Below are 14579 nucleotides of genomic sequence, written 5' to 3' on the forward strand. Positions count from 1 at the left end.
CTTGAGGGATTTTGTCAATCATCATCAAACATATAGGTTTTTGATTTAGAGGCCACGTTCATGACGAGACCGATGGCGATCATGTTCATGATGATCCCTGTCCCCCCGTAACTGACGAACGGAAGGGTGAGTCCGGTGATTGGCAAGACACCGATCGTCATACCGATGTTTTGGAACACCTGGAACGTGAACATGGCGATGACGCCGGTGACGATATAACTTCCGAACGCGCTACTAGACTCTAATGCAATGTGAATCATCCGATAGAGGAATAGGAAGAAGACGATGATCACGAGAGCTGCGCCGATGAACCCATAGTGTTCTGCGATAACGGCAAATATGAAGTCCGTTTGAGATTCCGGTAAATAGACGAGTCCTTGACCGTATCCCGCCCCGAACATCTGTCCAGAACCAATCGCCTGTAGTGATTTGATCAATTGGAATGCCAAGTCATCTGAATATTCGTATGGATATATCCAGGCCTGGAAGCGGTTGAGCGCGTGTCCAGGTACGAACGCTTGCAAGACTTCGAAATGGGCAAAGAACAGATACATGAACGTGCCGATGGTCAAAGCCGCGGCGCTGAAGAGACCGAGAAGCCACTTCCAACCGATTCCCGAGACGATGATGATGGCGCCGAGCATCGTCATCAAGACGAGCCCGGTCCCTAAGTCCGGTTGTGTCACAATCAGACCGAGTGGCGGGATGGCCACTAATACCAATTTCACGAGGAGCCACATATCGAGTTGTGACGAGCCATAACGTTTATTATGCTCATAGACGATAGTCGACATGGAAATCAATAAAAAGAGCTTCATGAATTCGGCCGGCTGGAAACTGAAGCCAGGCACGTTATACCATCCATATGCCCCATTGATGTTCGGCACGAGCGACGTGTCACGAAGCGGAATCAGACCGACGAGCAGAAGTAGGCCGAATGCGTATAAGTACCAATGGATTTTCCGGAGTTGCTCATATTCGATCGTCATGATCGCGAACATCGCAAAAAAGCCGATGACATAACGAATGCCTTGTTCAAGAGCGAAGTTGATATGTTGAAGTCGCGTTGGCAACATCGGTTGAGCGGTATAGATTGCACCGAGACTGATGATCATCAATAGGAAGACGATGGTCAACAGTGTCGTATCTAAACTTTTAAAATATGATTGTATACGGTTCATAATGGAGTCGAATCACCCTTTCTATACGTATTTTATCTTACCGCAACTTAAAAAAATCGCAATACGTAACGAGTCGGTTGACAAAACAGAAACCTTTCTGTAATCTGAGAACAGATATTATCACCAGGTACTAAAAAGGGGAGTTTATGATGCCAATTTTTCCAACATTAACGAATAAAACGTACGTCGTCATGGGGATTGCCAACAAGCGCTCGATTGCATGGGCCATTGCCAAAACGCTTGATGAGGCAGGGGCGAAGCTCGTGTTAACGTATGCGGCAGAACGATTCAAATCGGGTCTCGAGTCACTCGCAAGTGAGTTGAAGCAAGAAGCGATCCTACTTGAGTGTGATGTGACGAATGACGAAGCGATTGATTCAACATTCCGTTCGATTCACGAACAAGCGGGCGAGATTCAAGGAATTGCGCATTCGATCGCATTTGCTGACAAAGAAGCATTGCGCGGTGAGTTCTCAGAAATGACACGTGGTCAGTTCGCACAGGCGTTAGACATCTCAGCATATAGTTTGACGGCAGTTGTGAAAGCGGCGAAGCCTTACTTCGCACAAGACGCCTCGGTGATCACACTCACGTACCTCGGCGGCGAGCGTGTCGTTCCGAACTACAACTTGATGGGTGTCGCTAAAGCGGCCCTTGATTCGAGCGTCAAGTATTTGGCGAACGAATACGGTCCCCACGGTGTGCGTGTCAACGCCATTTCAGCTGGTCCGATTCGTACATTGTCAGCCAAAGGGGTCGGCGATTTCAACAGTATCCTTTCTGAACTTGAACAGAAGGCGCCGTTACGTCGAAACGTTTCGGCAGAAGAAGTGGCTTCGACAGGTCTCTTCCTCCTCTCGGGAATGGGAAGCGGCGTGACCGGCGAAGTTATTCACGTAGATAGCGGATACCATATTTTATAAGTTTGGGGAATGGCGCAGTGATGCGCCATTTTTGTATTACCTCGTGAATAAATAGGGTAAGGACCTATGAAGGAGGTCAGATCATGGGTCCTTATCAGATTGATTTTACTGTCGTGCAATACGTCAACCGACAAGTCCAGCCATCAGGTCGAGCGAGCATCGAACCGGTGACACGAATCAAGCGTGTCCAACGAATCCGACCTCGACGTGAAGAATGGCTTGAAGAAGAGCAAGAAAAAAACCCCGGTCGCTATGTCGACCGGAGCATATAAGGTTAGCCTCGGAAACGGAACGTCTCATGGACGTTCCATGTTTCATTTTCGAGTTCATACATGACGGCCATCCGAGTGATCGTCTCTTCGAAATGAACCTGCTCCATACGCATACGTTCGAGGACGTCGAACAGCTCTGCATCGGTCAAATCTTGACCAATCGTGATGTGCGGCAAGAATTCATATTTCGGTGCTTGGCTGAGCACGTCTTCGTGAAGTCGCTGTTGCAGAGCAGACAGTTCACGTGTCGGCAACACTTTTAAATACAAGACATTGTTCGTTGGTGCGAAAGACCGAACGCCATCGACTTTTAACTGAATCGGTTTAGTCGAATCCGCAACTTGTTGCAAGTACTCGAGTACTTTCGGTAAGTCTTCTTCTGACACCTCTGTCCGTTCTTTAATGGTCACGTGAGGTGAAATCAACGCGTATTTTGTGTCATAGCGTTTTCGATAAGAGTTCGCAAAATCTTGCACTTGTTTAGACGGAAATAAGACTACCCCAATCTTCATTCCTCTTCCCCCTTTGATCGTTTAACCTACATGTTAATGATGACCGATTTAATGTGGGAAGTCAAAGCAGGGTTCGTCTTTTTTCAATTTTTCAGTATAATGGTTATATCATATAGAGAGACGATGACTCTCTGAACGAAGGGATGTGAAGCGGGATTTCGATCCTGCGCCTATTATGAAACACGTACCACACTCACGTGACGTCCGAGAAGCGGCTCGTGCTCGTTTGCTCGAACGCGGGGTCACGATTGAATCGATTGCTGAAATCGTATACCAGATGCAGGCACCTTACTCGCCGCATCTTTCTTTAAAAGATTGTATGGATTCTGTCGAGGCGGTTCTTGACAAACGTGAACTACAACATGCGATTCTTGTTGGTTCAGAGCTCGACATGTTGGCTGAAAAAGGCCAATTATCTGAACCGCTTCTGTCGATTATCGCCTCAGACGAAGGTTTATTTGGAGTGGACGAGACGATTGCGATCGGTGCCGTCAACACATATGGTTCGATTGCCGTTACGACTTTCGGATACTTAGACAAGGCAAAAATCGGTATCATCAAACAACTCGACACGAAGATGGATGATGGGCAAGTGCATACGTTCATGGACGATCTCGTCGGTGCCATCGCTGCCAACGCTTCAGGACGATTAGCGCACCGATTGCGAGATATGGTCGATTTCGGAGAAGAAGAGATGCGTGAAAGAAAAGGGTTGTATTGATGAAGTGGACACCGCAAATGGTGGTCATCACAGGGACGGTCGCTTATGTGATCGTGTCGGTGTTTGTCGTTTTAGGGGCGGTCGATCCAATGAACACATTCGTATATGAATGGTTACAACCGTTACCGGATCGAGTGTTTGCCTACGTGACAGAACTCGGGAGTGCACAGGTCATTGTGGGGCTCTCCATATTAGGGTTGTTGTTTTGGTATTGGCGCGGGGACCGTATCGAAGCGTGGCGACTAGCGCTCGTCGGAATCGGGACACTTCTGTTTACCCAGGTGCTAAAGCTCGTCTACGGAATCGATCGACCGCTCATTGATGCATCCCTCGATGCAACGACATACAGTTTTCCGAGTGGACACGCCTCAGGGTCGCTGGCCCTATATGGATTGACAGCTTATGTACTGTATCGAAAGAAACAGTCGAAAGTCGTCATCTTCATTCTCTTGTGCCTCGTCCTCGCGGTTTCGCTCAGCCGTGTCATCTTGAACGTTCATTACTTCAGTGACGTGCTCGGCGGTTGGCTCGTTGCGTTGACGATGATTGCATTGTCTGAATGGATCATAAGGAGGAAAACGATTTGATCGTCGTGGTAGATGTAGAAAAATGGTTATTCGTTCAAAAAAAAGAAGCGGATGAAGCATCAGTTCCCACAATTTTAGTGGAAAAAGATCGAGATGGGGCGACGTGGTTCACCTCGATGAAAATTTTGTTTCAGTTAAAGAAATGGACGAGCCGACGTCGTTTTGTTCCCCTTTTACTGTGTGATGAGCAGACCTATCGCGCATATGAAGTATTTCATGTCGATGCTGTGCCATCATTGGCTCTCCTCGACGGGGGACGGACGTTACTAGTGGACAATAAACGAGATGAGTCGTTTGATGTTGTGCTACGGGAAAGTGGATTGGATACAGAAAAATCGATTTTATTGTTTGCACTTCAATATATTGAACAGATGACGAATGAACCTGTCGCTTTTGCCGGTGATGAGTCGATTGATGCGACGCGGATCGTCCCGGCAACATTGTTAGACAAGACGGATCGCTTAGAATCAGGACGTCGTCTATTTGAATGGATGCATGATGAAGACTTACGTAAGGAGAATCAACATGACTGATTGGGAAATGACATTTCAACAATTATTGGACGAACAAGTGGATGAAGTGAACGTGCCACGCGAAGATTTTTTATCCGTTCGAACCATTTTGATTGAGAAAGGCTGGCTCTTTCAAGTAGTAGGAGAGGCCAAGCATGGTGGCGTGACGATTTATCGCAGAAACCCGGTCACGGCGAATTCATCATTGGAAGAAACGAAGGAATGAAATGACTTCAGTCAAAACAACAAGGTCTGCCTCCCACATGGAGAGCAGACCTTGTTTTGTTTAAGCGTTTGAAGCGAGTTTGATTTTTTGTCGTTTCATCTTGTGTAGTAACCAAGCATAGAGGACTTCACAAGAGTTGTGAGGAAGGGTCAGCTCCACAAGAGGGTGAGCGTGACCAAATATAGTGAAGCGCGAATGGTCTTCGTCGAGCAGAGAGACTTGAATATCCGTCGCATCCTGTAGTGAAATGCGTTGTTCCCCTGCGTGAGCATCTTTAAGTTTCAGCATTTTTCCATTCGTCGCAAACTTGGTGAACGATGAGACTCCTTGTACTTTCAGTTGTTCCATTTCGTGTATCTATCCATCGCGTGATGAATAGATTTTCACCTCGCTTTCTCTATATTGCCTTCCATTCCTCCAGAAGGTTATTCCTAGTATAACGCCTCGTTCGAAAAAGAAAAGTGTTAATTTAACAAAAAATTAAGACAATTTGTTATCAATTTTTAAGAATAGCGTTCAACCCTGTCCAGTATAGGCATAAGGTTGAAACAATCGGTCTGAAAATAACAAAAAAGAACCTCATTTCCAGAGGTTCACAACTATTCATTACATGTATGACCTTATAATCGTTCAATCTGCCATGTACGACGACGGTACAACAATTGCCCTTTTAAGGCGATGGATTCTTTCTTCGCATCGAAGTCTTCTTCAAGAACAGACATGTCTTCATAACGGCCCGCTACATAGAATGAGATGACGATTTGTCGATTGAACAAACTGCGTTTCGTATGATCGAAATCGATGATCAGACCTTGAGGTGCCAAATCGAGTAATTCATCGATGACGGGAAGTGGAATCGGAACAAAACTGATGTTACGAATGTCACGATCGAGTTTACTTTGCAACATGTTTTGGACGAAATGATTGATTGTCGACCAATCGCGAATATAAAGACTGCTATGTCGATCGTTTGCTTCATTGAAGAACACAATCTCATTATCGAGCGAATCCAAGAACGGCTTCTTGATTCCGCGTTCCATATGACTTAAAAACAAGATTTCTGCAATTTCATGATCGGACAGAGTTTCGAGCGTATTGTAGTCCGGAAAATCGATCGCCGTAAACGTTGTTTGGTTATTCAAATACTTAGACGAGAACGAAGATAGTTCGTGCGCTTCAATATAACGGAAACGCGACCTCGAGGATTGTCTCATCCCTTTGATGTCCGTTCGACAAATAATCATCGGTCTCGTCACGGAAAGCGCTTCTGTTACATCCGCCAACGTCACACCATGCAGTGTGAAGCGTTGGACGTCCCGGTCTTGCTTCAAATAAAAGAGTTGTTTTGACATATGGTATCCCCTCAGTTTGACATACTACGATTATAGTAGCAAAAACACGTGTTTTCTGCCATCTTGAGACGGTACGAGAGGGTTGAGTTCGATACATTTGGGAAAATAGAAGTATAATTGAGGAAACGAATAGGAAAGGCGGGTTCCACATGTGGGGATTAAAACGGAGTTTTCCTGAGCTCGCTACGCCCCGGTTTATCCTGCGAGAGCTAGAACCGCGTGATGCTAGAGCACTTTATACCATTTTATCCACTGAGGAAGTGATGCGATATTATGGGTCGGACCCGTTGCTTGCCGTCTATGAGGCGAAGAACGTGATCGCTTACTTTAAGGATCAATTTCAGCAAGGGAAGGCCATTCGTTGGGCGATATGCGATCGGATGACGAACGAATTGGTCGGAACGATTGGATTTCATAATTGGACGCCCCAATATTATCGCGCCGAAATCGGGTTTGAGGTTTCTCCTCACTATTGGAGACAAGGGGTGGCTTTCGAAGCTGCTTCAGCTGTCATCCAATATGGTTTTGAAGAATTCAAGTTTCATCGAATCTCTGCGTTGGTCGCACCAGGGAATGAAGGGTCGAATCGACTCGTTCAAAAATTGGGATTTATTGAAGAAGGACTTCTACAAGATTATGCATATAGCCATGGCCGATTCATGGATTTGACGATGTATCGGCTACTCAAAACAGAATGGGAAGAAAAGGAGCACTCGATGATATGAAAGCACTCGTATTGCTACATGGGCTGTGTGGTTCTCCAAAGTACTTTGAACAGTTGGAACCGTTATTGAATGCCGAAGTTCACGCGCTCACATTACCTGGTCATGCCGGGACGGACGTGGGACCAGAAACGATGGATCAATTTGCGGACTGGGTCATCGGAGAAATTCGTCTTCGGGGTCTTGTCCGTCCGCTCGTATGTGGGCATTCTTTCGGAGGCTATGTGACGACTAACCTCGTGCGTCGCTATGGAACAGAAATATCGGGATTTGGATTGATTCACTCGACGGCGGCCGCTGATACAGAAGCGGCGCGGGAAAAGCGAAACGGTGCCATCAATCAAGTCATCGAAGAAGGGATCGAGCCGTTTATTGACGGAATGATTCCAAATGTCTTCTCAAGCGATTCCGACCCGGCGCTCATCCAACAAGCGATCGCAATCGGATATGAAATGACGGTCGAGGGAATCGTGAACGCGCAACAGGCAATCCGCGATCGTGAAGACGAAGTGGACACTGTTGAAACGACTGACCTCCCCGGCCTATTCATTTACGGCTCAAAAGACCCGAATATGAATGAGGAGCGGGCGTTTTTAGGTGCGTCACGACATACGAAAGCAATCGTTCCGTTCAGTCATATGGGGATGATGGAAGCCCCTGAAGAAGCAGCGAAAATCGTGAACGAATGGATGCGGGAGGTAGAACATGGAAACCTATAAATTAATCGCTATGTCAGGAAGTCTTCGCAAGAAATCTTTCAATACTGCTCTTTTGCATTCGATCATTGAACTGGCTCAAGAGGATTTCGACATTGAAGTCGTCTCCATCGAACTTCCACTGTTCAATGACGATTTGATTGATCCGGATGAACCGGAAGTTGTGGCCGCATTGAAGCAAGCTGTTCGGGAAGCTGATGGGTTATTGATTGTCACCCCTGAATATAACCATAGCATCCCGGGCGTCCTGAAGAATGCAATCGACTGGCTTTCGCTCGAGCCAGGAACGCCACTTCGGGATAAACCGGTTATGATCGCCGGGGCCTCGCCGGGCATACTTGGAACCGCCAGATGCCAAATCCATCTCCGACAAGTATTTGCCACAAATCGTGCAAATGTTTTACCGGGAAATGAAATTTTCATCACGCATTGTAAAGAAAAGATTGATGATAGAGGGTTGCATGATGAGAAGTCGATTAATCAAATCAACAAAACATTATTGGAATATCGTAAATGGATTGAATTTTGGAAGCGTAACGCAAAAAATTAACTTGAAGTCGCTCATGTTGTTTGATAGAAAGGAACTGTGAAAACAAACACAAGAGGAGCGACACCAAAATGGAAACTTACATCGAACTGTACAATGGCGGCGAATTGGGTGATCGGGCGGTAATGAACGATGGGATGACATTTGGACGGATGACGATTATTGAATTGTTCTATCAATCCAATCATATTTTTGGTTACGTGAAAGAAGATGGTGAAAAACGTTTCTTCCTTGAACCGATTTCAGAGGACGACACGTTTACTGTGGATGGGACGACGTATTCACTCCAACAGTTTATCGCGTTGTTTTAAGTAAATAGATGGTTGATCGAACGCAAGCGACTCGCTTGCGTTTTTTTGTCATTTTCGTCACGATGAAGAGTGAGGTGATGAGGATGAAACTAGTAGCAATCGAACCGACACCAAGTCCGAATAACTTGAAAATCATTGTGGACCCTCCGTTTGAAGGGAGAGGCACAACGTACGACAAAGCGAGTACGGATGCCCCAGCCATCATTCAAGAAATCATCGGGCTTCGAGGCGTCAAATCCGTTTACGCCGTGTCTGATTTTCTCGCTGTCGAGCGACATCCGAAACATGATTGGCATGACGTCATGAATGAGATCCGACGGGCGTTCGGGGAACAAGTTGAGGAAGTCGAATCCACAAAGATGGATACGGACTATGAACCGGTCCATGTATCCGTTCAATTCGTGCTCGATGTACCGATGCAATTAAAACTCGTCAAAGGGGACGAGGAAAAACGAATCGGATTGTCGAAACGATTCGTCGATGCAGCGATGGAAGTTCAAGCACAAGTGAAGAATGTCATTCAAGACCGTCGTTGGGTAGAACAAGCCCCACGTTATGGTGAATTGGATGAAGTCAGTGTCGTCGCACAAGAAGAATTGGAAGCGGCGTATCCTGAAGAGCGCATCGAGCGGATCGTGGCCCGAGCATTTGGTCGTGAAGCGGATTTTGAGGCGAACGCGAACCATCTTCAGTCGGATAATTGGAAAGATCGGATGGCATTCTTGGATGAACTCGAAATCCAACATGAAAACATGCCTTATTTCCGTCGTGCCTTGGAAGATTCCGTGATGGCAATCCGTCGACAGGCGGTCGTCATGATCGGGATGTTTGAAGAGCGACGTGAGGAATATGTCACATATATCGAACAAGCCTTAGTGGACGCTTCTCCTATTGTGCGGCGGACGGCTGGGGATACGGTCTCCGACTGGGCATTACCTCAGTCCCAACCTTCCATGATTGAGGCGTTAAAGGATAAAAACAAACTCGTACGTTGGCGAGCGGCTCGTTTCTTATTCGATTGTGGAGATGAGCGGGCTGTACCTGCCTTGTCGATTGCGGAGGAAGACCGCGAGTTCGAGGTCTCTTTACAAGCGCGACTTGCGAAAGAGCGGATCACGAGCGGCGAGACAGCACTCGGGACAGTATGGCAACAAATTTCGAACCGGTCGAAATGAGATTTCGTTCGACATGTATTGAATCAAATTGATTTACAATTTAAGGTAAAGAGGAGCGTCTGTAGTACGGATTGCTCCTTTTTTTCATGAAATCATATGCACATTTCCCCAATTGACTAACATTTGATGTAAACGTTTCGACAATAGGTAAAATGTCATTGTTGTGCTGTCGAACGATAGGACATATATCTTGGTTTCAGATTGGTACACTAGGTTTATCACAGATGAACAAAGGAGCCATACTTATGATATTGTTTGCAGAAACGCCTGAACTTGTAGCTTATAAGGAAGTAGTAGGAGAAACGATGGTCGTCACGTTTGAGTCGATGCACAGTGAGACGTTCTCTATCACGGCTCAAGTCCGGTCTGATCTCGATATCGCAGATTCATTGTTCATGACCGGTTGGCAACAATACATGGAACAAACTAAAGTTTCGTAAAAAAGGTAAATAATATAAGGAAAATCATTACAAACGTCTGCACATTGTATACACTAGTGCTATAGACGTTTTTTATTTTGTTGAGGAGAGTGGGATTCATGAAGAAAACTTGGTTGCTCGCCGTAGTGACGGCAATCTTATTAGTCGTAGCGGGATGTGGGAAAGAAGAGGCGAAACCGAGTCAAGTAAACAGTGATTCGTCTGAACCACCGGCTCCATTGACGCTCGACACGGAAATGGCATACGATGCTTCGGCAAAAACGTTATCAGCTACGATTTCGATGACAAACCCAAATGAGGAAGCAGTCGATGTAACGTTTAATTCGTCGCAACGTTTTCAGTTAGTTGTCAAAAAAGGGGATCAAACCGTATTTGATTACGGAAGTGATTATATGTTCACAGAATCTGTAATTGAGGAAAAATGGGAAGCGAATGATAAAAAAGTATTCGACGAAGTCTTTCCATTGACATTAGAACCAGGCGAATATTCGGTCGAAGTGATTGGGCTCGGTCAAGTTGACGGAGCACCTGAAATTGCTGTGACAGATGAGACGACGTTCACCGTTGAATCTACTGCAACAGAAACTCCGGATGAAGGTACGTCAGAAACACCGGAAGAAACGCCTGCTACAGAGCCGCAGTCGGACGGCGCGTTCCGTGATGTACAAATTGACTTGAATGACACGATGATTCAAGTGAGCGGGTATACGGATGAGGTCGAGTTTGAGTGGTCTGTATCAGACGGACATAATGTTTACGCTCAAGGTGCAGCCGAAGTGACCGGCGGTGGTTTCTCGTTTGGGGTATTGCTCGATGAAGCACCGGCGAAAGATCAACCATTGTTCTTAGAGATGACACCAATCGGTGGAGAGGTCACATCATTTAAAGTTCAATAAAACCATGGCGGAAACTGTTGTTTCCGTCTTTCTTTTTGAGACGCTAGTTGACGGGGTATAAGGATTATCAGACAATAAAGCAAAATGAGAGCATAGTGGGAGGGTAATCCATGCAACAACAGATCATTGAATCAACACATGTCAAACCGACCATCAACCCGAAAGAAGAAATTCGTCAACGTATCGACTTCTTGAAAGCATATGTGAAACGGGCTGGTGCGAAAGGACTCGTCCTAGGGATCTCAGGCGGGCAAGACTCGAGCCTTGCCGGAAAGCTATGTCAACTCGCCATGGAAGAGCTTCGAGAAGAAACGAGTGACGAGTATACATTTTATGCAATTAGATTGCCGTATGGTGAGCAACACGATGAGCATGACGCACAACTTGCGCTTGAGTTCATTCGTCCGGACAAATCGTTCACTGTCAACATCAAGCCTGCTGTTGACGCATCGGTTGAAGCGTTTCACCGTGCAACGGGCCTCGAATTGAGTGACTTCCATAAAGGGAACACGAAGGCACGTGAGCGGATGAAGGCACAATACGACATTGCGGCAACATTCGGTGCCCTTGTGGTCGGAACAGACCATGCTGCGGAATATGTGACAGGATTTTATACAAAACACGGTGACGGAGCTTGTGACCTCACACCGTTGACCGGTTTGAACAAACGTCAAGGAAAAGCACTTCTCCATGAACTTGGAGCGCATGAGCGTGTGATTTATAAGGTGCCGACGGCCGACCTTGAAGATGGTCGCCCTGGACTTCCTGACGAAGTCGCACTCGGTATGACGTATGATCAGCTGGACGACTATTTGGAAGGAAAGACAATCGACCCGACAATCGCCGAGCGAATCGAGACAATTTTCAAACGTTCACGCCACAAGCATCACATGCCTGCCTCGTTGTACGACGAATGGTGGCAATAAAAAAAGGAGGAGCTGTCTCGAGACAGCTTCTCCTTTGTTGTTTCACGCTTTTTTAAGTGGGACGAACTGAATGATCAGGATGCAGGTGAAGGCGATGAAACTGAGGAGTGGGATGGTGACGAATCCAAAATAGTTGACCCAACGAATCAGGCAGTCGTTCGTACAGAAGGCTTCGCCGTTCGGGATCCGTTCTAAAATGACATGATACAGACTGATACACCATCCGGCACCGGCCATAATCCCTACGAACAAGCGGTTGACGTCTCGTGCAGTCAACATGATAGTCAAGTAGTAGATGGCTAGTGGATACATAAAGATGCGTTGGAACCAACACAGCTTACAAGGTAAAAAGAGCATGACCTCTGAAAAATAAAGGCTGCCGAGCGTCGCGACGGTCGCGACGACAAAGGCGAAATGATGACGTTGCATCAGATTTCCTCCTAACAATCAAATTGATGATTAAACATGATATGATACATTGAAACAAATACTTATTCAGTATACAATCTTTCAAACGATAGAGAAACAGGTGACGTGATGCAAGTTTCGGAAGTAGAAGTGTTAATTATTCTTGCGGAAGAATTGAATATGCGTAAAGCAGCCGAGCGATTGTTTGTCTCACAACCAGCGCTCAGTCAACGGCTCGTGACCATCGAACATCAGTGGGGGAAGAAGATTTTCGTTCGCTCCACAAGAGGGCTCGCATTGACGCCAGATGGAGAGAAAATCATCGAGTTCGCTAAAAAGATGTACAGTGAAGAACAAGAACTAAGGGGCGAACTGACGGCCAACCAAGGAGAAGTGTACGGAACGTTGAAAATAGCCGTCGCCTCCATCATGGGACAGTATTGGCTACCCAAGGTATTGAAGACGTTCGTCGAACGCTATCCGTCCGTCCGTGTCAAATTGGTCACCGGATGGTCGAGCGAAATGATGCGTTACATGCTCGAAGAGAATTTCCATATCGGAATCATCCGAGGAAATCCGGATTGGCGAGGGGAACGGATGAAGTTGTTCTCTGATTCCTTGCATTTGGTCGATCTGAAAATGACCGACCTCTCTCAACTAAAAAACAACGAGCGCTCGTTTATTCAATTCAAGAGCGACTCGACGTATTACCAGGAAATATTAGAGTGGTGGCAGGAACGATTTTCGAGCCCGCCTCTGACGACGCTTGTCGTCGACCAAATCGAAACATGCAAACAGATGGCGTTACACGGAATCGGGTTCGCGATTCTTCCGGAATCGACCATCAAAGATGTGAATGAGATGAATAAAATTCCATTGACGTCGTCGGGTGGCGTGCCACTCGTCCGGGACACATGGATGCTTTCAACAGAATCGATGTTGGAGCTGGCGCAAGTCCAGGCGTTTTGGAAGATCGTCGAAGAAATTACAAAGGAGACTGAGTTATGAATTGGGCAATTGAAGCGAGAAGACAGCTGCATTTAATTCCGGAAGCCGGATATGAAGAGTTCAAAACACAAGCGACGCTTGAGCAATTGATTCGATCGCTCGATTCACCACGTGTTCACATTACACACTGGCGAACAGGTCTTTTCGTCCGGGTAGATGGTCTCATCGGTGAGAAGACGATTGGATATCGAGCCGATATGGATGGACTGCCCATCACGGAAGAGACGGGGCTAGAATTCGCATCGATTCACGAAGGAATGATGCATGCATGCGGACATGATGTGCACATGTCGATCGCGCTTGGGTTAATTAAACGAGCGGTCGAGGAACCGCTTAATCATCACCTTGTCGTCTTTTTCCAACCGGCCGAAGAGGGCCCGGGAGGAGCCGAACCGATGGCGAAATCAGAATTGTTCTATCACTTCCGGCCGGATGCACTGTTCGGCTTACATGTCGCGCCTGAATATCCTGTCGGCATGGTCGCTTCAAGACCGGGCGTGTTGTTTGCGAGTGCGCGAGAGCTCCATATCACCATTCATGGAAAAGGGGGGCATGGTGCTTTCCCTCACGCGGGAATTGACGCTGTCATCGTTCAGGCCGCTCTCATCATGCAACTGCAAACGATTGTGTCTCGTAACATTGACCCGATGGGAAGTGCGGTCGTCAGTATCGGAAAAGTCGCAGCAGGAACGAAGGAAAATATCATCGCGGATACGGCCAAACTGGATGGGACGGTCCGCGCCTTGTCTGACAAAGAAATGGTCGTACTGGAAAGCCGGATTCGTCAAATCATCGCCGGAGTCGAGATGACGTATAACGTTCAAATTGACCTTGAATTCGGCAATCGGTATCACGAAGTCGTCAATGACGAACGTTATCTTTATCAATTCGAGGAAGCGGTGGAAGAGGTCGGCTATTCATATAAAACATGTGTCCCTGCCATGACGGGTGAGGATTTTGGATATATGTTGAAACAGGTCCCCGGATTTATGGTTTGGTTAGGAGTGAACGATATGGGGTCAGGACTCCATCAATCGACACTCAACCCGGATGAACGTTCGATCGAAGTGGCCATCGATCTATTCGACCATTACTTCCGAACTGTCATGATTCAATAACACGAAGCGGTCTCGATTGAGTCCGC

The 14579-nt window shown here is 46.7% G+C and carries 21 protein-coding genes; 16 read left to right on the forward strand and 5 right to left on the reverse strand.

Annotated features, from left to right (window positions below; genetic code table 11):
• Positions 1–14: 14 nt before the first annotated feature.
• Positions 15–1181, reverse strand: a complete 1167-nt coding sequence (locus KNO70_RS08220; RefSeq protein WP_078146611.1) for an FtsW/RodA/SpoVE family cell cycle protein — start codon at positions 1179–1181, stop codon at positions 15–17.
• A gap of 149 nt (positions 1182–1330) precedes the next feature.
• Here KNO70_RS08220 and fabI point away from each other — a divergent pair, with 149 nt between their 5' ends.
• The gene (gene fabI, locus KNO70_RS08225) at positions 1331–2104 is read left to right on the forward strand and encodes an enoyl-ACP reductase FabI (RefSeq protein ID WP_214812131.1); all 774 of its coding nucleotides are present in this window, start codon (positions 1331–1333) and stop codon (positions 2102–2104) included.
• 83 nt (positions 2105–2187) lie between these two features.
• A complete protein-coding gene (locus KNO70_RS08230) occupies positions 2188–2376 on the forward strand; it encodes a hypothetical protein (RefSeq protein WP_015881231.1) in 189 nt (62 codons plus the stop codon).
• A 2-nt stretch (positions 2377–2378) separates the two neighbouring features.
• Here KNO70_RS08230 and KNO70_RS08235 read toward each other — a convergent pair whose 3' ends face one another.
• Positions 2379–2888, reverse strand: a complete 510-nt coding sequence (locus KNO70_RS08235; RefSeq protein ID WP_214812134.1) for a YjcG family protein — start codon at positions 2886–2888, stop codon at positions 2379–2381.
• Positions 2889–3063: 175 nt separating this feature from the next.
• Here KNO70_RS08235 and KNO70_RS08240 point away from each other — a divergent pair, with 175 nt between their 5' ends.
• From KNO70_RS08240 to KNO70_RS08255, 4 genes are read left to right on the forward strand one after another with little or no spacing between them, the layout of a single operon-like run.
• Positions 3064–3609, forward strand: coding sequence for a phosphatidylglycerophosphatase A family protein (locus tag KNO70_RS08240; RefSeq protein WP_015881233.1), 546 nt, complete (start codon positions 3064–3066; stop codon positions 3607–3609).
• Positions 3609–4196, forward strand: a complete 588-nt coding sequence (locus KNO70_RS08245; RefSeq protein WP_078146612.1) for a phosphatase PAP2 family protein — start codon at positions 3609–3611, stop codon at positions 4194–4196. The genes KNO70_RS08240 and KNO70_RS08245 overlap by 1 nt, the downstream gene beginning before the upstream one ends.
• A complete protein-coding gene (locus tag KNO70_RS08250; protein WP_015881235.1) occupies positions 4193–4729 on the forward strand; it encodes a hypothetical protein in 537 nt (178 codons plus the stop codon). The genes KNO70_RS08245 and KNO70_RS08250 overlap by 4 nt, the downstream gene beginning before the upstream one ends.
• Entirely contained in the window at positions 4722–4934 is a 213-nt protein-coding gene (locus KNO70_RS08255; RefSeq protein ID WP_214687874.1) for a hypothetical protein, read from the forward strand. Before KNO70_RS08250 ends, KNO70_RS08255 begins: the two co-directional genes overlap by 8 nt.
• 60 nt (positions 4935–4994) lie before the next feature.
• Here the strand turns inward: KNO70_RS08255 and KNO70_RS08260 are convergent, their stop codons facing one another.
• Positions 4995–5282, reverse strand: coding sequence for a hypothetical protein (locus tag KNO70_RS08260; RefSeq protein WP_015881237.1), 288 nt, complete (start codon positions 5280–5282; stop codon positions 4995–4997).
• A gap of 272 nt (positions 5283–5554) precedes the next feature.
• Positions 5555–6286 (reverse strand): hypothetical protein, encoded by a 732-nt coding sequence (locus tag KNO70_RS08265; protein WP_078146615.1) that lies wholly within the window; start codon positions 6284–6286, stop codon positions 5555–5557.
• Positions 6287–6435: 149 nt separating this feature from the next.
• Between KNO70_RS08265 and KNO70_RS08270 the strand changes: the two genes are divergently transcribed.
• The 8 genes from KNO70_RS08270 (at position 6436) to nadE (ending at position 12019) form a co-directional block, all read left to right on the forward strand.
• Complete coding sequence (locus KNO70_RS08270; RefSeq protein WP_015881239.1) at positions 6436–7011, forward strand: GNAT family N-acetyltransferase; 576 nt, start codon at positions 6436–6438, stop codon at positions 7009–7011.
• The gene (locus KNO70_RS08275) at positions 7008–7727 is read left to right on the forward strand and encodes an alpha/beta fold hydrolase (RefSeq protein WP_214812137.1); all 720 of its coding nucleotides are present in this window, start codon (positions 7008–7010) and stop codon (positions 7725–7727) included. Before KNO70_RS08270 ends, KNO70_RS08275 begins: the two co-directional genes overlap by 4 nt.
• Positions 7714–8274: an NADPH-dependent FMN reductase gene (locus KNO70_RS08280; protein WP_214812140.1), complete on the forward strand. Its 561-nt coding sequence runs from the start codon at positions 7714–7716 to the stop codon at positions 8272–8274. Before KNO70_RS08275 ends, KNO70_RS08280 begins: the two co-directional genes overlap by 14 nt.
• Before the next feature lie 68 nt (positions 8275–8342).
• Entirely contained in the window at positions 8343–8582 is a 240-nt protein-coding gene (locus KNO70_RS08285; RefSeq protein ID WP_078146618.1) for a hypothetical protein, read from the forward strand.
• A gap of 83 nt (positions 8583–8665) precedes the next feature.
• The gene (locus KNO70_RS08290; protein ID WP_015881243.1) at positions 8666–9757 is read left to right on the forward strand and encodes a virulence factor; all 1092 of its coding nucleotides are present in this window, start codon (positions 8666–8668) and stop codon (positions 9755–9757) included.
• A gap of 245 nt (positions 9758–10002) precedes the next feature.
• The gene (locus KNO70_RS08295) at positions 10003–10197 is read left to right on the forward strand and encodes a hypothetical protein (RefSeq protein WP_015881244.1); all 195 of its coding nucleotides are present in this window, start codon (positions 10003–10005) and stop codon (positions 10195–10197) included.
• A gap of 98 nt (positions 10198–10295) precedes the next feature.
• Positions 10296–11093 carry a BsuPI-related putative proteinase inhibitor gene (locus KNO70_RS08300; protein WP_078146620.1) on the forward strand — a complete coding sequence of 266 codons (798 nt, stop codon included), beginning with the start codon at positions 10296–10298 and terminating at the stop codon, positions 11091–11093.
• Positions 11094–11203: 110 nt separating this feature from the next.
• Positions 11204–12019 (forward strand): ammonia-dependent NAD(+) synthetase, encoded by an 816-nt coding sequence (nadE, locus tag KNO70_RS08305; RefSeq protein WP_078146621.1) that lies wholly within the window; start codon positions 11204–11206, stop codon positions 12017–12019.
• Between the two features lie 42 nt (positions 12020–12061).
• Here the strand turns inward: nadE and KNO70_RS08310 are convergent, their stop codons facing one another.
• Positions 12062–12448 carry a disulfide bond formation protein B gene (locus tag KNO70_RS08310; protein WP_214812143.1) on the reverse strand — a complete coding sequence of 129 codons (387 nt, stop codon included), beginning with the start codon at positions 12446–12448 and terminating at the stop codon, positions 12062–12064.
• Between the two features lie 108 nt (positions 12449–12556).
• Between KNO70_RS08310 and KNO70_RS08315 the strand changes: the two genes are divergently transcribed.
• Both KNO70_RS08315 and KNO70_RS08320 read left to right on the forward strand, forming a co-directional pair.
• Entirely contained in the window at positions 12557–13435 is an 879-nt protein-coding gene (locus tag KNO70_RS08315; RefSeq protein WP_031421506.1) for a transcriptional regulator CcpC, read from the forward strand.
• The gene (locus KNO70_RS08320; protein WP_214812145.1) at positions 13432–14553 is read left to right on the forward strand and encodes an N-acetyldiaminopimelate deacetylase; all 1122 of its coding nucleotides are present in this window, start codon (positions 13432–13434) and stop codon (positions 14551–14553) included. The genes KNO70_RS08315 and KNO70_RS08320 overlap by 4 nt, the downstream gene beginning before the upstream one ends.
• The last annotated feature ends 26 nt before the right edge of the window (positions 14554–14579 follow it).

It is taken from the genome of Exiguobacterium sp. s181, from assembly GCF_018617125.1.
In the GTDB taxonomy this organism is placed as follows: Bacteria; Bacillota; Bacilli; order Exiguobacteriales; family Exiguobacteriaceae; genus Exiguobacterium; species Exiguobacterium profundum.